Origin of the sequence: Cryobacterium sp. TmT2-59, from assembly GCF_004403545.1 — a bacterium.
GTDB classification, from domain to species: Bacteria; Actinomycetota; Actinomycetes; order Actinomycetales; family Microbacteriaceae; genus Cryobacterium; species Cryobacterium shii.
Genome location: NZ_SOGM01000035.1, coordinates 23,388 through 44,722, shown reverse-complemented (window position 1 = coordinate 44,722; position 21,335 = coordinate 23,388). Strand labels below are relative to the sequence as shown.

Sequence of the window (21,335 nt, the reverse complement as noted above, 5' to 3'; positions counted from 1 at the left end):
TGAGGCAGTCGTACTCGGTCAGAATGTCGCACTTGTACTTGGCGGTGTAGGTTCGCCGCCGAGCACGCTCGGGAACCTGAGGATCGGGAACATCTTCCATCCCTACAGCTTGCCCGGTCGAGCTGGGCCCTGTCATCACTGCGTTCGTCAAGGGGAACTCCTTCCCCGCCCTCTACAACACTATTCGGGACGATCCCGGTGCCTTGTCCAAGGTTGACAGAGAGGGCCGCAGATCACCTGGTCCGACCCCAGTCCGCTGCCTCGGCGAGGCTGTAACGCCGGTCGGGACCGCCGTCCGACTACCGGTCCCACGTGGTCCGATCTTGTCGCGCCGCAGCAAGAACGGGTTCAAGTTCACCATTCCGCATCAACTCTGCGGCGGAGCGGCCCTCGAATCGCCGGACGACCGCGGTGAGCCAAAGGGCGTCGCCCCACGGATCATCCAGCCCCGGGTCCAAAACGGTCAACACCTCGCGCAGCCCCGCTAAGCGCTCTACTGAGGCGTTGAGCTGAAAGCTCGGGTAGAGGTCGGTGCCGTCGGCTGTTCGGGTGCGCAGGATCTCGCCGGCATTCGACGCCCGGTCCAACTCCTCCGTCGATATGGCGAGCAGGCGCATCAGGCTCGCGCCGTCGTAGAAGGGTCCCACGGTCGACTCCCACGTGGCTTGAGTGTGTGTTTTCGCGGCCGAAGAGCGACGTCCAAGCTTGGCGTTCTCGACGTCAGTGGCCTCGAGCGCGGAACGCGTGGGCTCATCCGCCCGGTGAGACGGGTCGCTGCCGGTCACCACAAGGCTTCCATGGTCAGCGTCGCGGTGGCCAGGACCGCCTCGGGCTCCCGCAGATGGTCGACCGGCCGATCTTCCTGAACGAAAGATGTGGTGGGGCCGAATATCCAGAGGGTCAGATCGTCGCTCGACCACCCGTTGGCGCGTGCCAGCTCGAGCAAGGGTGCGATCACGGGCAGGACCGTCTGGTGGTCGAATTGGAAGCCCGGGTACCGGTAGGTGTTCCCCCGGCGCACGCCGATGATCTTGCGAGCCTTCCGTTGCGCAGCCACCCAGCTCGGACCAGCGGGCGTGACTCCCAGCAGCTCGGCAACCTCACCGCTGGTCAGGAGACCAAACTCTTCCTCCAACCGCCGCCACACCTCTGCCGTTGCACGAACGGCCCGAGCGAGCTGCGGCGAAGGCGCCGCCGCTCCCGCCGAGCGAGTCTCGTCCGAACGGTGCTGTGACCCGCTCGTGGCGCGCCCGTCGCCGTCAAAGCCATTCGTCATGGTCTGATCCTGCACCGGGCCACCGTCGGCCGGTGGAGAGCAGTCCGAACTGTATTCCGGCACGGGAACTCAGTCCCGGCTGGACGGGGCGCCCCAGGTCCAGAAGTCCAGACCCGTCAGAGTCTCGACCCTGTCTGCGGACAGAGTGCCGCCCCGGTAGGCAAAGCGCATTTTCGCGGCCCACCCCGCGAGGGCCCGTTCGGACGGGTCTGTGCTGCGAAGTTTCGGTGCGCCCCCTGTGTGGCGGTGAAGTCGGCATACGCGACGCGGGTCGCCTGCCAGACGTCCTCCAGCGGATGGAAACTGAACCCGGGGACGCAGAGCAGCCGGCGCGCCTGGTAGGTGCTGAGGCGCCCGGCGATGAATGCGCGGCGCTGCGCGCGGACACTGTTAGCGCGCTGTTTCTCCACGGCGGAGATCGCGCCCTCTGGGAGGCGGCGGTTTTCGCGGGGCATGCGGCCCTGACAGCGAACAAAGGCCTCCAGCGCGAACACGTTGCGGATCCAGTTGGCGACGTCTCGAGGGACGGTGTCGGGGATCTCGCCGGCGCTGCGGGATTCCATTTCACCGTTGTAGAAGGTCAGCGATCGTCTCTGGTCCTCAGTAAGGGTAGAGGGAGGCTGGTCGTGCAGCCGTGCGTATTCGGCGTGGAGCTGTTCCACGGGGCTCTGATTGGGCATGGTTTCCCTTTCCGACCCGCACGGCGTGCGGTGTCGGAGAGGTCATGCGCGGGACGAGTCTCGCGGTGTGCCGGAAGGTGTATTCCTGCACGGACCCGCACGATGGGAATCCCCGGCTAGCGTCCCTGTACCGACAGTTCACTCGAGCAGTCGAGTGACACGGGAGGTTCGCGAATGCCCCATCAAGGTGCGACTACTCAGGGCGTCGCGGGTCGGGATTGGGTGCACGGGCCCGTGGCGACGACGCCCACCGTCGACAGGTCAGGTCCTGTCCGCCCAGTCCGGCTGCGCAGCTGCACGGAGGTTGGCTCATGCTCTCGATGAGCACCCTGATGGACCAGGTCACCGGGCAGTTCAGGATCCGAACCCGGTCCGGCTCGACCTACTGGCTTGACCTCGACCGACACGAGATGTGCCGAATTCCCGCGGCGGATGATCCCGACCGGGTCCACAGTCTGCGCCGTGATCGTTCCACCGTCCGTTTGCTGAGGGTTGTGGAGTGCTCGGTCGGCCGTTCCATGCAGCTGCTCATTGACCTGGCCGTTCCGGGTGTGGATGCGACGACGCGCCGCAGCTCGCCGGTGACCGCGATCGAGCGCATAACCCCAGATCTCGACAGCGAACGGGGTGAAGCATGATCCGCAGACAAGCGCCGTCCGATGGGGTGCCCGGCTCGTCGGGCATCACCCGGCTGACCACAGAGCACGGCTCGGTCCTCCTCATCGACGGCGACCTGCGCGCCTACCGGCGGACCCCGGGCCCGGCGGCTCGCCAGCTTCCTGGCGACCACGAGTGGTTAAGCTTTTCCGGGATCGGTCCGGTCGAGATCGGCAGCCCCCTTGGAGTCGTGTCCGCCAGCCAGGTCACTGGCCGCTATGTCAGCGCCCCCATCGTGAGCATCGAGCTGGTGAAGCCGGCACGGGAACTCAGCGCCGCCGAGATCGAAACCGTGCACTTCGTCGGCGACTACATCAACTACCGCGTCATCCCGCAGTTCGAACCATGAACGCAGGCGAGGCGACCCCTCCGGATCGCGACCCCCGCAACGACCTGTCCCCACTCTTTCGGACGCACCGCCCGGCACCCAGCTCAGCGTATTCGCCGTACGCCGTGCAGACTCTGTCCACGGTGCGTCGGATCGGAGTCATGGGAGACCTGCATGGGGACATCGAGCACGCCCTTCAAGCGTTCAAGACATTGGCTGACCGCGGCGTGCACGTCATCGTGCAACTGGGCGATTGGGGCGTGCTGTGGCCTGGCCGGAATTGGCAGATCGACCTCAACAAGATCTCGCGCGCCCTGGCCCGGCATCAGATAGCCATGTATTTCCTAGACGGTAATCACGACTGGCACCCCAAGATCCTGAAGTATCCCGTCGATCCCGACGGCATCCGTTGGATCACGGCCAACATCGCCCACCTCCCCCGCGCGTATCGCACCCAGATCGGCGGACGTTTCACCCTCGCCACCCTCGGAGGAGCCAACAGCATAGACCGCGAACTCCGAAAAGAGGGCATTTCATGGTGGCCCGAGGAGCAGATCACTGAAGGCGACCTGCGGCGCCTGGGCACCGAACGCGCAGATGTCCTAGTCGGACATGAAGCGCCGCTGATGGACGAGCCCGATCTAGACAGACGCGCCCGGGACCTGGGCTTCTCGACGGACGACATCAGGTACGCAACGGAAAGTCGGGTGATGTTTCGCCGTGCCGTCCTGCAAACCCGCCCCCGACTGACCCTCGGAGGCCACTACCACCAATTCCACGACCAGGTGCTGACCGTGCCCGGGGCCGCCTACCCCACCCGCGTTGTCGTGCTCGACACGAACGGCAAGAACCGGGTGAACCTGACGATCCTGAATACCGCCACCCTCGGCCTGGAATTCCTCTACCGGAACGGCGCCCCCGTCGTACCGGACACCCACCAACCAGAAAGGACCGACGATGGACGACCCGGCAGTTGAACCAATCCGCGTGAGGGAACTCCGTGGAGATGAGGGCGGCGCGTGGCGCGTCGTAACGCGGGACAGCCGCCACTATTTTGACCTCGAGCTGGGCACCGTGACCCGGGTACGTGGGGCCGGCGCACCGCCGACGATTAATGACCGGACCCGTCCTCTACGGTCGATCGACACTCTCCGGGTCGGTGCCCGTGGCCGATGGACCATGTACACCGACGGCTGGGACGAGGACGTTGACTTTTTCTGGGCCCAGACCTCGCTCGTGGCCGCCATAGAAGCCATAAGCCGTGATGAGCTGCCGGGAGCCGACGGTGTCGTGCCTGATTGAGGCTGGACCCACGCGGGCTGATCTCGCGGCGTTCAAAGAGTCTCAAACCGCCGCCCAGAAGCGGCAGTCAGTCCCCGGCGGAGCACCGGGCGCGGTGCAGTGCTCCCGTCGTAAACAGGGGGATACCCGGTGAATCACGACGAGCCGACCTATCTGCCCCGGATGGATGCAGGGTATTGGAACCACATCGGGGATTTCGTGCGCGCCGCTGTCGTTGACGCTGCACCGGGGACGGTCTACTCCGAGAGGGAACTGTACGCTGCGGCGACCCCGCTGACCTTGTGGGCGTGGCAGACGGCAGCCATGCCCCTCGAACGCGACGTGATATTTGCCGTTCGCACGATCGAGCGGTTCATTGCCGTCGGCCTGACGCAATACGGGAGCAAGGCAAGCCGAAGCACCCTGCGCTCCCGGCTCCTCCGGATCTCGGAGGCGCTGCTCGACGCGGCGGCACCGCCGGTCTTGCGGCCGCTAGGCGGATCGGATCCGTCGGCGCCGTACACCGCCCGGGAGGTGGTGACCCTGAAGAGTTGGGCAACCGCCCAGACCACTGCCGAAAGGAGGTCGAACGCGGAGGCGCTACTCGCCCTCGGACTCGGCGCCGGCCTGGCAGGACGAGAGATCGTCAACCTCACGATCGGAGACATCAGAGCCGACGACGACGGCGTACTCATCACGGTGCGTGGCGAGCGAGCCCGGGTGGTTCCCGTGCTGCGTGAATGGGAACGGGCCCTCGTTGAACGAGTAGGCGCATGTCAGGACGAGGCGTGGGCGTTCCGCGAGCAGCACGCCGGTGGCAACCGGAATCTGATCACGGACTTCGTCTCACGGGCGGAAGGCAAGATCCAGTTGCAGGCCCGGAGGATGCACGCGACCTGGATCGTGCAGCATCTGGAAGCCGGCACCCCGCTCGTGCCATTGATAATTGCTGCCGGGCTGCAATCGCCCGAAGCGTTGGACCGATTCCTCCGGTTCGCTCGGGAACCCGACCTCCGGTGGTGCCGGAACGCGCTGCGAGATGCGGTCGCCGCGCCGCGCTGAACCGTCAGCGCTGGGCCGGGCCCTCCCCGGCGGCAGCGCGCCGTTCCCTCAGCTTGAGGTTACGTTCCGCATTGACCATGTCCTCGACCCTCATGATCACGTCACCTCGAAGTATCCTTCCCAGGCGCGTTTCGTCGAGTCCGTTCTTTCTGGCATAGGACGCTATGGTCGCACCATCCGCCGCAAGGGCGGCACGGACCTGCTGGGCATGCGCGTGCTGAAGTTTGGCGGCCCCCAGCTGATCAAGCGCACTCTCCGACATCCCATGAGGGCTGTCCCAGGACACGGGACGGGCTGTACCGAAGTTCGTCGTCGGCTCGCAGGAAGCTCGCGGGCGAAAACGCGGATCGGTCACGGTCATTTATGCTACCTGGTTCGGTGCCCTAAAAGGGCATGCATCGGCGAGATGGCCGGGATTCTCCGCATGTCCAACCTGTATGAGCATCCCCCAGAGCACTTTCCCCGTCACCCGACCATCCGGCGGTCTCCCGTCCGTCGCTCAGCCCTGCGGCGGCCGGGCATGAGCGCCGTCAGCCCGCCCGCAGTGCAGCGCGTCATCGACAACTACGTGGCCAAGATCCCTGCAGCGCACTGGACTGAAATCGAAACCTTCGTTCGCGCCAGCGTGACCAGCCTCGGGCTCCAAACTCGTGGTGTTGCACGGAACTATCTTGCAGCGACCGCGAAGTTTGCCCACTGGCTGTGGCAGACAGCGGCAGCGAACCTGGATCCCGCAGCCGCCTTCCGGCCCGCGCTCATTCGCCGATTCGTGCACGAGGTCATGCCTGCCCGTGCCGAGACCTACCAGCAGCAGACCGCGCAACGTCTCAATACCCTCGTCGCGCACTTCACCGCCGCCACGCCCGACCGTCAGACCCGGAAGAACCCGGCCTCGGCTCACCCCTACGCCAGCCGGGATCTCATCACCTTCCGAAGTTCAGCCGCGCGACGCACGAACGTGGAGCGACGAATGAACGCACACGTCCTCCTCGCGCTCGGCGCCGGAGCCGGCATGCGTGCCGAAGAGATCGCCCTCGCACGCATCAGCGACGTCACCACCGACGGCGACGAACTTCTGGTCAGCGTGCGCGGCAACCACCCTCGCACGGTCCCGCTCCGCGTCGAGTGGCGACGCGCCCTCGCGACGGGCATCAATGGCCGCGAGCCCGGCGAGTGGCTGTTCGCCGGGTACCGTCTGCCTGAATACCCGGCTCGGGTGATCCACCAGTTCGGCATCGATGCTCCAGATGAACCCACTCCATCAGCGACCAGGCTCCGCGCCACCTGGATTGTGCGGCACCTCAACGCCGGCCTCAGACTCGACATCCTGCTGGAGCTAGCCGGACTAGCGACCCCAACCTCGCTCGCGCCCTACGTGCAGGCCATGACTCCATATGACATGGTCGACGTCCGCCACCTGATCTCCGGAGCGGAGCCGACCCGATGAGCGGCATCACCGACGGCACCCTCGAGGTGCAGGACGAGGTGCAGGAGAGCACCGCGTTCGAGCACCTCCTCGACGACGCCGTTGGCACCACCTCGGGCCGGACATCCAAGTTCGACATCGACGACGTACGCCGAGCTGCCACGATGGTCGACGGGTCCAGGATGCTGGAACAACTCGCCGCGTGGCGTCACGAAGCCCGCCAAGGCACGCACCCCGGCGGCCGCCCCCCGAAGATTGATGACCGCGTCATCCTCATCGTCCTGCTTCTCCTCGCACGCGAGCACACCCCGCTTTGGGCCACGGAGATGGGAGCCGTCCTGCATCGTCGCCTCACCAAGGAGGCGCGTGTCTTCCTTGGTCTCCCCGCCAACTTATCCGGGACGGCGAGAGGACGCGCTGAGGCGAGGCGCTGGTACAACGCCGCATGGAATTCCTTCCACCGCATGAAAGCCCTCATGGACCCTTACCCCGACACCCCGCTCTACAGACTCACCAACCGAGCTCAGCGTGACCGAATCGTCGAGCTGCGCGATCCGGAGGTCGTCGCGCAGGGGCGGGAACGGCTCAACTGGTTTTCCGACTCGCTCCTGGAAATGACGTTTCGGCTCCTACCACGCGAGGTTCGGAGGAAGATCAATCAGCACACCACTGTCGGTATTGACCAGACTCCCATGGTCGCGGCCAGCCCGCGGGGGCGTTCCCCTGTCGACAAGAAGACCGGTCTGGAGCTGAGGGTCAACCCAAAAACCGGTAAGAACTACTCGGACAACCTCGTCCTCGAACACGACTCCGGCTGGTACCCGATTAACGCGGAAAGACGCGAGGAGTCAGGTCCGGAAAGCAAAGCAGACAAGGACTTCGTGTGGGGTCGGGCTGGCAGCATCGCCGTTCTGGTACCGAATCGCCCCGTCGACCATGCTGAATTCCCCAACATCGCCCTCGGGTTCTCAATGAGTCTGCCGGGCACTCAGCACGTCGCCAGTGAAACCGTGCGGGTCCTCCAGTCCATTGCTGACCGCGGCCACACTCCCGGAACGGTCGTCGCCGACCGCCTCTACTTCGCGACCCTTACACCCGAAGTCCTGCACATCCCAGTGAAGGAAATGGGGTGGGCTGTCATCACCGACTACAAGAAGACCGGGTTGGGAATCAAGGGAGGCAAAGCCGGTGCCAAACAGGTCGAAGGCCGCCACTACTGCGCTGGGACCCCAAAGGATCTCCTCAACGCCTCGGTCGATGCAGAAGCCCACACGATTGACGAGGACACCTACCGGAAACGGCTCGAAGAACGGACGGCCTTCGAGCTTCGCCCCAAGGAGAAGCCCGACGCACGGGGGCACACACCGATGATGTGCCCCGCCGTCGGTCCGAACTCGACCTTGGAATGCCCCCTGCGCGAACTCCACCGCAACGCGACCGATAAGATCCGCACCGCCGTACTTACGGGCAATGTTCCAGAGGCCCCCGACTCAATCTGCACGCAGAGCTCGGTGGAGTTTGGGCCCGAAGACGGCATCCGCGACGCTCAGCTCTTCCGTTACCAGTCGAAGGAATGGAGCGACGCGTACCGCATCGGCCGCAACACCGACGAGAGCTACCACGCTTACGTGAAAGACGTCGGACACGAAGCAGCTGACACTCCAGCACGCCGCCGAATCCGCGGATTCGCCGCACACCAGATAATGGCGACCATGCTGCTCGTGTCGGCCAACATCAGGAAGATCGTTACCTTCCTTACTGACCGCGAAACCCAAACGTCCAAGAGCACCACGACCGGTCAGAACTTGGGGCCCCTGCGAAAGACGCGCCGCCGTGACCGCGAAGGCCTATCCAACTACAAAGCGAAGTGGCCGCTCAAGGTGCTCCCCGGCGCCCCGGAAGGCGCGGAACTCGACCCGCCGCTCCGAACTTAACCGCGCACCCACCAGCTGAATCAACACGCCACCGCACGACCAGGACAATTCGCAGCGCCGAAAAACGGCCGCTCGGGCGTCCCTGGCCGTGCATTGTCATTTAATCCGCACCTACCAGCCCGCATGAGCGGGAAACCACGCGCTACGCACGCCGGAAACGACAAATGGCCTCCGAAATCTCGGAGGCCATTCGTTTTGGGACGAGTTCTTGGAACAGAATCAACCAGTTCTAAGAACAACCCCGTGGCGGTACCGGTGGGATTTGAACCCACGGTGGAGTCTCCCCCACACAACTTTTCGAGAGTTGCACCTTCGGCCGCTCGGACACGGTACCGAGGGAAAGTGTAGTTGAGAAGCGGGTGCCGGCGCCAATCGCGATCCGGGCATCCGTGTCTGAACGGCGCGCACCCAGCCGGCCGCTGTAATCTCGCGAGGTGATATCAGCGAACAACCGGCTCCGTTCCCTTGCCCTGACGGTCGGCGCCGTGTCGACGGCCGCCGGCATCGGCGTGGCCGTCGTGGCCAACCACCGGGCCTTCCAGCAGCGCGTCTCCGCGAGCGCTGTCATCCTAAACGAGACCCTGCCGGTGCACTCGCTGTGGTGGCGCACCCGGGCGAAGGACAAGGGCGAGCTCCTCTACGCCGTCATCGGTGACAGCGCCGCCCAGGGGATCGGCGCGAGCTCCCCGCACCGCGGCTACGTCGGCATCCTGGCCGACCAGATCGCGCTGACGACCGCCCGCACCGTGCGGGTGGTCAACCTGAGCGTCTCGGGCGCGACGGTCGGACTGGCCGTGCGCGACCAGCTGCCAAAGTTTGTGAAGCTCACCCCCGACATCGTGACGGTCGCCATCGGCGCCAACGACATAGCCCTCTGGGACGCGGTGGCGTTCGAGGCAGGCATCCGCACGGTCTTCGCGGCACTCCCCCCGCATGCGCTGGTCGCCAGCCTGCCCTGCTTCCACCTGCCCCGCAACGAACGGATGGTCGCAGTCGCCAACCGCATCATCGCCGAGGTGGCCGCGGAGCACCGGCTCACCGTGGTGCCGCTGCACGCGACCACCAAGCGGCTCGGGCTGCGCAGCGTCGCCACGCACGTCGCGGGCGACCTGTTCCACCCCAACAACCGTGGCTACCGGGCCTGGGCCGACGCGTTCCTGCCGGCGCTGGAAGCGAGCCTCACCCGGCGGTTCCCTCCCCTCGAAGCGGAGTCCGCACCGGCGGGCGCGGCGACCTCGGCACCGGCGCCCGCGGCGGCACCCACCACGGCAACGGACCCCGCGGAGGCACCACTCACGGCAACGCCGACCGGGTCCGCAGCCGAAACGACGGCCGCAACAACCCCCAACACAAGCGGTGTCGGCGGCCCCAGCTAGGCTCGCAGGCATGGCCAGACCCGTTTCCAACTTCCGTTGCACCGAATGTGGCTGGACCACCCTGAAATGGGCGGGCCGCTGCGGCGAATGCCAGCAATGGGGCACCGTCGTCGACATGACCGAGAAGGCGAGCCTGGCCCGCGCACTTAAGCCGGCCAGTGTCAGCGGCGACGGCATCGCCCGGCCGATCACCCACGTCGACACCAACGCGGTCTCGCACTGGCCGACCGGCATCGATGAGTTCGACCGGGTGCTGGGCGGCGGCATCGTGCCGGGATCCGTCATCCTGCTCAGCGGCGAGCCCGGGGTCGGCAAGTCCACCCTGCTGCTCGAGGTCGCGTCGAAGGCCGCGGCCGCGAAGTCCCGCGTGCTCTACGTCAGCGCCGAGGAGTCGGTCAGCCAGGTGCGCCTCCGCGCCGAGCGCACCGGGGCGCTGCAGCCCGAACTGTTCATCGCCGCCGAGACCGACCTGGCCACCATCCTCGGCCAGATCGACGCGGTCAAACCCAACCTCGTCATCATCGACTCCGTGCAGACCGTGGCCAGTTCGCTCTCCGACGGCCTCGCCGGCATGCCCAGCCAGGTGCGGGAAGTGGCCTCCACCCTGATTCGGGTCGCCAAAGACCGCGATCTGCCCATCCTGCTGGTCGGACACGTCACAAAAGACGGCACGATCGCCGGCCCCCGCCTGCTCGAGCACCTCGTCGACGTGGTGTGCCAGTTCGAGGGCGACCGGCAGACGGCGCTGCGTTTCGTGCGCGCGCTGAAGAACCGGTTCGGTTCCACCGACGAGGTGGGCTGTTTCGAGATGACCGGCGACGGCATCGCCGAGGTACCCGACCCGAGCGGACTCTTTCTCAGCCGCGGCAACTCGGCCGTCTCGGGTACCTGCGTCACCGTGGCGCTCGAGGGCCGGCGGGCGATGCCGGTCGAGATCCAGGCCCTGGTCATCAAGACCCAGGCCCCCAACCCCCGTCGCGTCACCAACGGCGTGGACTCCTCCCGGGTGGCGATGCTCCTCGCCGTGTTGGAACGGCGGGCGAACCTGACCGGCCTGGGCGGGATGGATGTCTACGTCTCGACCGTGGGCGGCATCCGTCTCACTGAGCCGGCCGCTGACCTCGCCATCGCCCTCGCCATCGCGTCGGCGTTCCGGGACCGGCCGATCGCGCAGAACACGGTCGCATTCGGCGAGATCAGCCTGGCCGGCGAGGTGCGGCCGGTGTCGGCGTCCAAGCTTCGCACGGCCGAAGCGGGCCGGCTCGGCTTCACCACCCGCATCGACGCCGAGGCCGGGTCGATCGGCACGGCGGTCGCCGCGGCGATCGCGACGGGAGTCTCGGCCCGCGAGGCGAAGCTCGACCGCTCGTTCTGATCCGTTGGGATACCTGAGACCGGTCAGTCCCGAGCGCTCAGAAGTGTGCGGGGTCACCGGGCGGTTCGGGTGATCCCACCGACTCTGGCGGCGGCGCGGTGGGTGTCAGCGACAACCCTGGTGACAACGACCCGACCGGCCGGATGACCGCGGCCGGCTCGGTCACGAACGCGCGCCCACTCGGCGACCTCCACTCAAGGACACCACCCTCGAGGTGTTTCACCGTCCACCCGGTCTCGCTCTTCAGCGCGTGGCACGGCGGACATAGGTGCGCGAGGTTGTCTTCGCCGGTGAGCCCGTTGAACTGCCAGTCCAGCGAATGGTCGAGGTCCGAATGCGCCGCCGACCGGTTGCAGCCCGGGAACCGGCAGGTCTCGTCCCGCACCCGCAGGTACCGCCTCAGGTCCTTGGGCACCTTGTACCGGTCCCGGCCGACCGAGAGCACCACCCCGGTCTCCGGATGCACCAGGATCCGGGTGAAACTCGGCGCGCCTGCCGCGATTCGCCGCGCGGTATCTGCGTCGATCGGACCGTAGCCCTCCAGGTGGGCCGGTTCGTCGTTCAGGCCCATCAGGCTGAACACGGGAACGGTGATGTTCACCGTGCCCCGGATCCCCTTCCCGAGGCCCGAGGGGGTGACCCCATCGAGGATGAGGTCCTCGAACACATCCGCCTTCAACTGTGTCAGGGTTCGTTCTTCTTCCTTGCACTGCAGGCTCAGCGCCGTCAACGTCACCCGCTCGTACGCGGCCTGCGCTGTCTCGGCGCTGCCGTAGAACATGAACGAGGCCATGCCGTCCTGCTCGGCCTCGAAGAACACCCCGCGGTCCTTCACGGACTTCTGGTGCCTGGCCCTGATCGTCTCCGGATGCCACCGCTCCCGCAGCACCCGCGCCCGATACTTGAGCTTCGACGCTGTCATCGTTGACGCTGATTTCAGCACGGCGGCTTCGAATTTCGCCCGCCCTTCTGCGGGGACCGACCACGCCTGGTTGACCACCACCTGCGCGTGCCGGTAGCTGATCTCTCCCGACGCCAGCGCAGCCCGGGTCGCGGGGAGATCCACGGCCAGGGCCCGGCTCTCCGCGACCAGGTTCTCCGCCGTGCGCTGCGGCACCCGGATCGTGCAGGCCAGCTCGCTCGAGAACTCCCGCTCGGCGACCTCCCGTGCGTCCCAGCGGGCCCCCGGCCCCCGGCCCCCGGGCCGCGGTGCGGGCGATGGCCTGCCCGAATCGGCGGGCATCCTCGACCCGTTCCGCCCGCCGGGCGAAGGCCGCGGCGAGGTCCCGCTCGGCCTCGGCGATGGCATCGAAATGCCGGCCCATGGCCTCACGCTCTTCAATGAATGACGGCTTCATGAGGGACAGATTACGGGCACCCACCGACACTCCCCCGGCATCCGTGCACACGGTGGAAAACCCGATCAAGGCCACATTGTGGAGGGATCGGACAGGGTCCAAACTAGGGTGGGGACGCGGCCGCGCTAAGCGTGCACGACCTGGTTTCGGCCGGCCTGCTTGGCTACGTAGAGGCGGGTGTCCGCGGCCCGCAGCAGGTCCGAGGTGTGTTCGCCGTCGAGCGGCGCCACCGCCACGCCGATGCTCGCCGTCACGGGCAGGTTCTCGGTGATCGGCCACCAGTCGAAGTCGGCGATGGTTCGCCCGAGCTCGTCGAAGACGGCGCGGGCCTGGTTCGCATCCGTTTCCGGCAGGATCAGCAGGAATTCCTCGCCACCCAGCCGCGCGGCGATCCCGCCCGGCACGGCCCATACGGCGTCGATCAGGATGCGCCCGATCGCGCGCAGCACCTCGTCGCCGATCTCGTGGGAGAACGTGTCGTTGATGCGTTTGAAGTGGTCCAGGTCGAGCATCGCGACCGCCAGTTCCGGTCCGCCCTCCCGCAGCCTCATCAGGGCCAGACCGAGGTGCTCGTCGACGAACCGCCGGTTGTGCAGCCCGGTCAGCGGGTCCCGTTCGGCCAGCTCGCGATACCGGTCGCTCTCCCGACGGGACTCCGCGGTCTGGAACATGGCATCGAGGATGCGTCCCCGCGCCTCGTTCTCGCTCGCGCCGAGGGCCTCGAACTGCTCGTGGTAGTGGCGGTAGGCCTCGAACGCGAAGCGGTAGTCGTCGTTCGCGGCATGAGTCTCGGCCTGCTCGCGGGTCGTTTCCGTCAGCCAGCGATTGAGACCGTTGCGCTGGGCGATGTCACGGCAGCGGTCGATCACGAGCTGCGCCTTCTCGAGCCGCCCGTCCAGGCGGTACAGCTGGGCCAGGGCGACCAGGGCGGCCGCGGAGCTGTCCGGGTGCGCGTCGCTGATGGCAGGGTCCATGGCCGTCAGCAGCATCTGCTCCGCCTCGTCGATGCGACCCACCGTCAGGTAGATCCGCGCGATCGTGTCCCGGGCGGACATCCCGATCTGGCGGTCGCTGAGCTCCGACAGACCGACCAGGCGGTCGACCGCGGCGAGGGCCTCGACCTGGTTGTGTGCCAGGTGCTCCGTGAAGGCCAGGTTGTTGAGGATGATGTAACGGATGTTGGTTTCCGGGTCATCGATCACCAGCCGCAGCGCATCGTCATACCGCCTCCGCGCCTCGTCGAGAGAACCTGCCGAGCCGAGGGCATCCGCGAGGCACTTACGGGCGGCGGCCCGCATCAGCGGAGTCTCGGACTCGTCGAGCAGATCGTTCGCTGTGACGGCATGCTCCAGCGCGAGGGCGCGATCGCCGACCATCTCGAAGACCGAGCCCAGAACGTCGTGGCACCGGGACTGCAGCGCGACCTCGCCGTGCTGTTCCGCCCAGCCCAGGATCTGCTGCACATCGGTGGCGATCTGGCCCGGGTCGGTGCGATGGATGCGCACGGCGGCGATCAGCACAATCAGGCGGCGCGACGTGGCCCCCGAGTCTGCCTCGCCGAGTTCCGCGAGCCACTCCTCGGCGGCTTGGAGCGCCACGTCCCGGTCGATCCAGAACTCTCGTTCAATGCGCGCCAAGCGTGCGGTGTCCCGACCACGCACAGTCCCCACCACCACGTCCTGCTCCCTGACAGATGCAGAAAGCAGACCGTGAAAAGTCCGTCGGATGCTCCGCTGGTGAGAGCGGGCCGAACACTGTCGCGCTCAGCCTAGCGTGGGCCGCCTGCTCGGCCGGGTGTTTGCGAACCCCCAGCCTGAGGGGAGAAGAGGCGAGTTACTCGCCGTCGCCATCGCTGTCGCTGTGAGCGGGTTCGTCTTCGCCCGGGAGCGGACCCAGAGCCCGCAACAGGTCGGCCGGGGCAGCCTGCATCACGTGCGGGCCGGCGATGTCGAAGAACACCATCTCCAGCACCTGCTTGTGCACGGTGAGGAACTCCCGCAGCCACTGGCCGTCGGCGACCATCACCTGCGGGTCGACCTCGTCCGGCACCATGCGGGCATAGTTCTCGGCGGAGGAGAAGAGCAGCAGCATGCGCCGGTCGGTGCCCTCGCGCCCGAACACGCGCACCTGCTCCGCCTGGCCGTTGACGACCAGCTGGGGCACGATCATCACGTCGTTGCGCAGGGCGTAGGCCACGGCGACCACGTCCTGCTCGGCCAGAGCAGTGGCAAGGGCGAGGGAATGGGTCGGTGGAGTCGCGTCAGTCACGGCATCCATTCAACCAGTTGATCAGGACAGGAAGAACTGCTTCGGCGTGGCCGACTCGATCCCGTCGACGGAGACGCTTAGGTTGTACGCCGCTCCCCCGGCCGGCGCTGCATCGCGGGTGGCCTCGTCGCAGGTGTCCGGGCTCGACCGCACCCGCTCCCACTCGATGGCGGCCGACGAGCTCACCGGCTGGCCGGGCTTGAGGGTCACCTCGGCGTCGGCCGGGTCGGTGAGGCAGTCGGTGGACGTCCAGTAGACGTCCGCGCCGCTGGAGATCGTGAAGACCTGCTTCGACGTTCCCACGTTGATCACGCAGGGCTCGGTGCCGGTGTTCGTCAGGCTGAGCGAGAGTGCCGGCTGCTGTCCGGGCTCGTAGCTGACCGCGTCGGTGATGGCCTCCACCTGCACCCTCGCCGGGTTGCAGGCGGATGCCCCGGCGGCCGGGTCGGACGCCGCGGCGGCCGGCGCATCCGTCGTTGCGGCGCTGGCCGCCGATTTCGGGGCGGTGCCCTGCTCGTCGGGGCCCGCACCGGGCCGCACGATGATCAGGAAGATAATGACAAGCACGAAGAGCAGGCCCACACCCACGATGAGGCGACGGCGCCAGTACACCTTGCTGGACTGGGGCCCGACCGGATGTTTGATCGTCGACATGACCCAAGGCTAACGAGGTATACCGGCGCCGCCGGGGAATGCTCAGCGTGTCGAGCGGGAATATAGGAAGAGGCGCGGCCGAGCCCGGAGAGGCTCGGCCGCGCCCGCGCACGTCCTATGGTCAGCGAGGGGCCTTGACCTTCGCAACCGTGATCTCGGTCCACCCGAGCACGGCACCGGTCGCGTCCTGCACGACGAGCTGGTACTTGCCTGCACGGATGTCGGCCGGCAGTGTCGTGCTGACCTCACCCTTCGCGTTCACCAGAAGCCAGCCGCCCAGGTTCTTGACCGGCTTGGACTGCAGCGACACCGAGACGAACTCGCCCGCGTGCGCCGCTCCGACGTCGACCGTGACCGTGGCGCCCGCGGCGTAGGCGGCCGCGTACGTGTCGACCTTGTCCTTGAGTGCCTTGGTCAGGGCCTTCGGGCTGGCGGCGGTCGGATCGGTCGCCGGCGGCACCGGCACGTTCACGGTGATCGGCACCCGCACGATCGTGCCGGACTCCGTGGCCGTGAGAACGAGCTCGCTGTTCGCCGCGGCATCCTGCGGCACCGTGACGGTGACCGCGGCCTTGCCGGAGGCGTCGACGGCTGCCGTGCCCGGGCCGGCACTGCTGCCGGACCAGAGCAGCGTCAGCGCCGTGTTCTTCGGGGCGCCGAGCGAGCTCAGGTTCAGGTCGCCCACGGTGAACGTGACCGAGGCGCCGCGCTCGACGGCCCCGCTCGGAACGCCCGTGACGCTGGCCTGGCGGGCGGCGAACGACGGTGCCACTGGACTCTTGGCCGTGAGGTAGGAGATCCAGGCGTCCCGGTCGACCAGACCGGAGTCGCGCGTGCCCGTTCCATTCTTGAACTCCCGGAAGTTGTCGCCGCCGGTGAGCAGGAAGTTGAACGAGCCGACCCGGTAGGAGCGCGCCAGGTCGATGGCCGAACCGTCGATCCAGATGCCCGTGATGCGGTCGCCCTCAGCCCGGGTGGCGTCGAACGTGTAGTTCACGTTGTCGGAAAGCCCCAGCTGCAGGTACGGGCGGCTCGGGATGTTGCCGGCCGCGTCACGCTGCCACTGCTGTTCCAGAACGGTCTTGAACTGATCCCCGGTGAGGCTGGTCGTCCACAGGTTGTTCAGGAACGGCAGCACCGCGTTGGCCTCGGCGTAGGTGACGACACCGTCCGGCGAGTACAGCAGTTCGGCGCGCATGCCGCCCGGGTTGACCACGCCGATTTCGGCGCCGCCCTTGGCCGGGTCGGCCAGCGATTCGCGCAGGGAGTTCGCCACCAGCGTGCCCATGGCAGACGGTGCGGCCCGGTTCTCGGCGCACGGTGAGGTGCCGCCGAGGCAGGCGCGGGTGATGTCGGCGGTGACCGAGCCGATCGGCTGGTTGCCGATGACGGCCGCCTGGGCGAGCGCGGCATCCGTGATCGTCTTCACCGCGGCGACCCGCGGGTATGCGGCGACCAGGGTGGCGTCGGCCGTGACCGAACGCTTGACGTTCTGGTTCTTCACGGTCGTGGTGTCACCGGACGCAACGTCGTAGTTGAGCACGACCTGGCCGATGTTCTCGCCGTAGCTTCCGGTCTGGAGCACCGGGCGGGTGACCCCGGCGGCCGCACCGGGGAGCTGGGCGTTCCACGCGTACTGCTTGTGCGTGTGGCCGGTGAAGATCGCGTCGACCTCGGCGGAGGTCTGCGTGACGATCCGGGCGAACGCGCTGTCGGTGAGGGCGAGCTCCTGCTCGAGGGAAGCGCCGTCCGGCGTTCCGGCGCTGGCCCCCTCGTGGTACTCGGCGATCAGCACATCGGCTTCGCCGTTGGCGGGGTTGCCGTCGGTGAGCTGGGCCGAGACCCGGTTGACCGCGGCGACCGGGTCACCGAAGCTCAGGCTGGCGATGCCGTTCGGCGAGACCAGCGCCGAGGTCTCCTCGGTGACCGCGCCGATCACGCCGACCGTGACGCCGTTGACGACGTAGGTGGCGTACTCCTGCATGGCCGGGGTTTCGGTGCCGAGCTGGTAGACGTTCGCGCCCAGGTAATCGAAGTCGGCGGCGTCGGCGACGCGGCCGGTCAGGTCGGAGAAGCCCTGGTCGAACTCGTGGTTGCCCACGGCCGAAGCCTTCAGGTCGAGGGCGTTCAGCACGTCGATGGTGGGTTTGTCACCCTGCGAGGCGGAGGCGAACAGGGAGGCGCCGATGTTGTCACCGTCGGAGAGGAACAGGGTGGACGCGTCCCCGTATTCCGCGCGGAGCTGCTCGACCGTTCCAGCGAACTTGACCGTGTTGGCGTCGATGCGGCCGTGGAAGTCGTTGATGTTGAGCAGGTTGATGTCGACGTCGGTGGGGCTGGCGAGGTTCAACCCGACGACGGCCGGGTCGTGGTCGGACGAGCGGAACGCGTCGGCCAGGTAGAAGTCGGTGACGTTGTTGTTGTACCGGCTGTACTCCAGGGCGACCGACTCGACCGAGTTGATGTTCCAGACGTCCACATCGGTGACCGCGGCATCCGCCTCGGGCGACGCGAACACGTGGTCGAGCGAGCCGACCATGCCGCCGAACGCGTAGGTGTACTCGCCGCTCTTGGCTTCCTCGCTGAGGTAGCCGGCGTCGGTGATGACCTTGATCGGGTCTTCCTGGTCGTAGGCGTTGAAGTCACCGGTGAGGAAGACGCGCGCGATGCCGGTGCTGGTCTTCAGCGAGTCGGCGAACCCGACGAGCGCCGTCGCCTGGTTCACACGGGACAGGTTCGAGGCGCCCTGGCCGTCGCCCGTGTCGGCGTTGGCGCCGGTTCCGGACCCCTTCGACTTGAAGTGGTTGACGATCGCGAGGAAGCGGCTGCCGGTGTCGCCGACCAGCTGGAAGGCCTGGGCGAGCGGCTGGCGGGCGTTGACGAAGGCGGCGTGGTCGAAGATGGTCGACCCGCCGACAGTCTCGACGGCGGCGGTCTTGTAGATGAACGCGGTGCGGATGACGTCTTCGCTGACCGGGAGGGCGGCCGGTGAGGGCACGAAGGCCCAGACCGGGCTGCCCGCGGCGGTGTTCAGCGCGGCGACGAGGTTGGCGAGGGCGGAGTCGCGGTCCTTGCCGAAGCGGGCCGAGTTCTCGATCTCCTCGAGCGTGACGACCTGGGCGTCGAGCGCGTTGATCGCGGAGACGACCTTCGCCTGCTGGCGCTCGAAGCTGACCTGGGTGGCCGCGCCGCGGGCGTCGCAGCCGCTGTTGACCGTGATCGGCGTGCCGGCCCGGTCGGTGTAGTAGGTGCAGCCGGTGATGGAGTCACCGGTGGTGGCGAAGTAGTTGAGCACGTTGAAGGTGGCCAGACGGATGTCGCCGCCCACCGGTCTGGGCGCCGCTGTGCGGGTGTTGGCGAAGGTCGCGGGCTGCACGGCGGCGGCGGTCGCGGGCACCAGCTCGGCGGTCGGCTGGAACTTCCAGTTGCTGTTGCGGAAGTCGAAGATGACCGGCTTCGTGAACGTGACGGCCGCACCGATGCGCACGGGGTTCGCGGTGGACAGATACGGAACAGGGAGGCCCTTGTTCGTGGCGCTGCCGAGGTAATTGGTCGTGGCGCCGTCGTCGAGGGTGACCGCGCGCGCCTTGTTGGCGGCGACGGCCGCGGTGTACGCGTCCGTTCCCGGGCGGGCGGTGACGGTCGGGCCGACGAGCGGGGTGCTCCCGGCGGCGAGGCCGATCTCGCCGTACTGGTTGGTCGAGTAGTTGTTCGTGACGGTGAACGCGCCGGCGGGGGCCAGGAGCATGCCCTCGAGGGACTCGCGCGCGGCATCCGTGGCCGGAAGGCCGACCGTGGCGGGTGCCGGGGCGACGATTCCGGCCTTGTCCAGGGCGGTGACGTCGCTGAGCGCGCCGACGGTGAGCTGCGTGAGTCCGAAGAACTCGGACGCGGTGCCGGTCACCGAGACGTAGTCGCCGGCCGTGACGGGGGCGACGAGCGCGTTCGTGTAGACGAAGATTCCGTCCGAGGCGGTGTGTGTGGTCAGATCGACCGCGCCGCCGGTGCCGGGGGTCTGCAGGTAGAAGCCCCTGAAGCCGCCGGCCGGGTAGGTGGCGGTCACCACGCCGGTCGTGGTGACGAGCTTGCCGGTCTGGGCGCCGGCATCCGTGCTGCCCTGGATCTCATTGATCGGGAGCGCGGCGGCGGGCGCCGGCGGGGTGGTCGGCGCCGGGGTCGGAGTGGGCGTGGTGGTGGCCGCGGTCTCGCCGGCGGCGTTGGTCGGGGTGGGGGCCGCGAGCGTGAAGTCGCCCGAGTTGACGTCGGTGTCGAGGCCCGTCGCGCGGCTGAGCGCGGTGGTGACGGATGCCGCGGGCGCCGCCGTGGTCTCGAACGTGAGCGACGAGCCGTACCCGATCAGGTCGATGACGCCGGGTGCGTTCAGCAGGGATCCCGCGGGGGGAGCGGTCAGCGCCGTGGTCTGGTTGGCGAGGAAGAGGGTTCCGCCGCCGCCAGCGAAGGAGGAAGAGAGAGAAGCGTTCGGAGTAGGGAGGGGGGCGCCGTTGGCGGCGTTCGAGTTTCCCTGCACGAGGTAGTAGCCCCTGGCCGGGATGGACCCGGTCAGCGGGAGCACGGCGGTCGGGTTCGCGGTGCCGGTGGCCGAGCGGTACTGCAGCGAGGTGCCGTCGAGGGTGACGAGGGCATCCGTCGGGTTGTAGAGCTCGACGAACTTGTTCAGGTAGGTGGCGCCGGCGCTGCCGCCGTTCAGGTAGGCCTCGTTGATCACGACCCCGGTGCCACCGACGTCTGCGACGGCCGGCAGCGCCACGAGCGGGCTCGCGACCAGGCCGAGGCCGAGGAGAGAGGCGAAAGTCAACTTCCAACTGCTGTGTGCTGCAGGCGACATGGGTTCCCTAAGTAGGCGACGACATTGATCGCAATGCTACGGAGGCAGGGCCCTGCTTGAGCGTCCTGCAAAATAACAAAAGGTGAATTCAGGCGTTCTGCTCGAATGAGCAGAAGAATGCGAAAATACCCCCACATGAGCGCCGCCCGAAGGGGTACTGTGCGCTCTTCACTCTGCTCTTCACTGTGCTGGCAGGCCGGCACGAGCCGGTCCGGTCCACCCGGCTCCGGGTCAGACGAGCCGCTTGACCATCCGGGTATTGCCGAGTGTGTTCGGCTTCACGCGGGCCAGGTCGAGGAACTCGGCGACGCCCTCGTCGTGCGAGCGCACCAGTTCGGCGTAGACCCGCGGGTCCACCGTTTCGGAGCCCATGTCGCTGAAGCCGTGCCGGGCGAAGAACGGCACCTCGAAGGTCAGGCAGAACAGGCGGCTGAGTCCGAGCTCGCGGGCATCCGCTTCGAGCCGGTCCATCAGTGCGTGGCCGACGCCGCGGCCCAGCCAGTCGGCGGTCACGGCGAGAGTGCGCACCTCGCCGAGGTCTTCCCACATCACGTGCAGGGCGCCGCAGCCGATCAGGTTGCCGTCGGCATCTTCGACCACCCGGAATTCCTGCACGGCCTCGTAGAAGACGACGCTTTCCTTGCCGAGCAGGATGCGCTCCTGCACCAGCGGCGCGACGATGGCCTGGATGCGGGGCACGTCGGTGGTGCGTGCCCGGCGAACCGAATACTCCTGCATCTGTCGCCGACCGGCCTTTCCTGCTGATTCATCCCGCACCATCAATCTCCCAGTCTAGGAACCAATTCGACGGAGA

General features: G+C 67.4%; 19 protein-coding genes and 1 tRNA gene. 9 read left to right on the top strand and 11 right to left on the bottom strand.

From position 1 onward, the window contains the following. Positions 1 to 299: 299 nt before the first annotated feature. The 3 genes from E3T24_RS05930 to E3T24_RS05920 form a co-directional block, all read right to left on the bottom strand. Positions 300 to 785, bottom strand: coding sequence for a hypothetical protein (locus tag E3T24_RS05930; RefSeq protein ID WP_134434413.1), 486 nt, complete (start codon positions 783 to 785; stop codon positions 300 to 302). Further along, on the bottom strand, positions 782 to 1,276 hold the full coding sequence (locus E3T24_RS05925) for a helix-turn-helix domain-containing protein (protein ID WP_134403040.1): 495 nt from the start codon (positions 1,274 to 1,276) through the stop codon (positions 782 to 784). Before E3T24_RS05925 ends, E3T24_RS05930 begins: the two co-directional genes overlap by 4 nt. 116 nt (positions 1,277 to 1,392) lie before the next feature. Further along, positions 1,393 to 1,956, bottom strand: coding sequence for a hypothetical protein (locus tag E3T24_RS05920; protein WP_134434412.1), 564 nt, complete (start codon positions 1,954 to 1,956; stop codon positions 1,393 to 1,395). 311 nt (positions 1,957 to 2,267) lie between these two features. On the opposite strand from E3T24_RS05920, the gene E3T24_RS05915 reads away from it, so the two are divergent. The 5 genes from E3T24_RS05915 (at position 2,268) to E3T24_RS05895 (ending at position 5,284) form a co-directional block, all read left to right on the top strand. Beyond that, positions 2,268 to 2,594, top strand: a complete 327-nt coding sequence (locus tag E3T24_RS05915; protein WP_134403042.1) for a hypothetical protein — start codon at positions 2,268 to 2,270, stop codon at positions 2,592 to 2,594. Beyond that, entirely contained in the window at positions 2,591 to 2,962 is a 372-nt protein-coding gene (locus E3T24_RS05910) for a hypothetical protein (protein WP_134403043.1), read from the top strand. The genes E3T24_RS05915 and E3T24_RS05910 overlap by 4 nt, the downstream gene beginning before the upstream one ends. A gap of 140 nt (positions 2,963 to 3,102) precedes the next feature. Then, on the top strand, positions 3,103 to 3,918 hold the full coding sequence (locus E3T24_RS05905) for a metallophosphoesterase (RefSeq protein WP_166789172.1): 816 nt from the start codon (positions 3,103 to 3,105) through the stop codon (positions 3,916 to 3,918). Next, positions 3,899 to 4,243 carry a hypothetical protein gene (locus tag E3T24_RS05900; protein ID WP_134405540.1) on the top strand — a complete coding sequence of 115 codons (345 nt, stop codon included), beginning with the start codon at positions 3,899 to 3,901 and terminating at the stop codon, positions 4,241 to 4,243. Before E3T24_RS05905 ends, E3T24_RS05900 begins: the two co-directional genes overlap by 20 nt. Before the next feature lie 129 nt (positions 4,244 to 4,372). Continuing rightward, entirely contained in the window at positions 4,373 to 5,284 is a 912-nt protein-coding gene (locus tag E3T24_RS05895) for a hypothetical protein (RefSeq protein WP_134403046.1), read from the top strand. A gap of 4 nt (positions 5,285 to 5,288) precedes the next feature. On the opposite strand, the gene E3T24_RS17265 is transcribed toward E3T24_RS05895, so the two are convergent. Beyond that, positions 5,289 to 5,645 carry a hypothetical protein gene (locus E3T24_RS17265; RefSeq protein WP_166787170.1) on the bottom strand — a complete coding sequence of 119 codons (357 nt, stop codon included), beginning with the start codon at positions 5,643 to 5,645 and terminating at the stop codon, positions 5,289 to 5,291. Between the two features lie 159 nt (positions 5,646 to 5,804). Between E3T24_RS17265 and E3T24_RS17260 the strand changes: the two genes are divergently transcribed. Next, positions 5,805 to 6,731, top strand: a complete 927-nt coding sequence (locus E3T24_RS17260) for a tyrosine-type recombinase/integrase (RefSeq protein ID WP_166787169.1) — start codon at positions 5,805 to 5,807, stop codon at positions 6,729 to 6,731. Beyond that, positions 6,728 to 8,644 carry a hypothetical protein gene (locus E3T24_RS05885; protein ID WP_134434411.1) on the top strand — a complete coding sequence of 639 codons (1,917 nt, stop codon included), beginning with the start codon at positions 6,728 to 6,730 and terminating at the stop codon, positions 8,642 to 8,644. Before E3T24_RS17260 ends, E3T24_RS05885 begins: the two co-directional genes overlap by 4 nt. Before the next feature lie 244 nt (positions 8,645 to 8,888). Here the strand turns inward: E3T24_RS05885 and E3T24_RS05880 are convergent. Further along, positions 8,889 to 8,978, bottom strand: a tRNA-Ser gene (locus tag E3T24_RS05880). Between the two features lie 100 nt (positions 8,979 to 9,078). On the opposite strand from E3T24_RS05880, the gene E3T24_RS05875 reads away from it, so the two are divergent. Both E3T24_RS05875 and radA read left to right on the top strand, forming a co-directional pair. Further along, a complete protein-coding gene (locus E3T24_RS05875) occupies positions 9,079 to 10,020 on the top strand; it encodes an SGNH/GDSL hydrolase family protein (RefSeq protein ID WP_241976067.1) in 942 nt (313 codons plus the stop codon). 10 nt (positions 10,021 to 10,030) lie between these two features. Further along, positions 10,031 to 11,395, top strand: coding sequence for a DNA repair protein RadA (radA, locus tag E3T24_RS05870; protein WP_134434410.1), 1,365 nt, complete (start codon positions 10,031 to 10,033; stop codon positions 11,393 to 11,395). Positions 11,396 to 11,432: 37 nt separating this feature from the next. Here the strand turns inward: radA and E3T24_RS05865 are convergent, their stop codons facing one another. The 6 genes from E3T24_RS05865 to E3T24_RS05840 form a co-directional block, all read right to left on the bottom strand. Beyond that, positions 11,433 to 12,638 carry an HNH endonuclease signature motif containing protein gene (locus E3T24_RS05865; RefSeq protein ID WP_166789171.1) on the bottom strand — a complete coding sequence of 402 codons (1,206 nt, stop codon included), beginning with the start codon at positions 12,636 to 12,638 and terminating at the stop codon, positions 11,433 to 11,435. 240 nt (positions 12,639 to 12,878) lie between these two features. After that, entirely contained in the window at positions 12,879 to 14,390 is a 1,512-nt protein-coding gene (locus tag E3T24_RS05860) for a GGDEF domain-containing protein (RefSeq protein WP_134366827.1), read from the bottom strand. Positions 14,391 to 14,586: 196 nt separating this feature from the next. Continuing rightward, on the bottom strand, positions 14,587 to 15,021 hold the full coding sequence (locus E3T24_RS05855) for a dehydrogenase (protein ID WP_241976069.1): 435 nt from the start codon (positions 15,019 to 15,021) through the stop codon (positions 14,587 to 14,589). Between the two features lie 21 nt (positions 15,022 to 15,042). After that, positions 15,043 to 15,675, bottom strand: a complete 633-nt coding sequence (locus E3T24_RS05850) for a hypothetical protein (RefSeq protein ID WP_134366829.1) — start codon at positions 15,673 to 15,675, stop codon at positions 15,043 to 15,045. A gap of 121 nt (positions 15,676 to 15,796) precedes the next feature. After that, the gene (locus E3T24_RS05845) at positions 15,797 to 20,521 is read right to left on the bottom strand and encodes an ExeM/NucH family extracellular endonuclease (RefSeq protein ID WP_134434408.1); all 4,725 of its coding nucleotides are present in this window, start codon (positions 20,519 to 20,521) and stop codon (positions 15,797 to 15,799) included. A gap of 231 nt (positions 20,522 to 20,752) precedes the next feature. Further along, positions 20,753 to 21,259, bottom strand: coding sequence for an amino-acid N-acetyltransferase (locus E3T24_RS05840; RefSeq protein ID WP_134366856.1), 507 nt, complete (start codon positions 21,257 to 21,259; stop codon positions 20,753 to 20,755). Between the last annotated feature and the right edge of the window lie 76 nt (positions 21,260 to 21,335).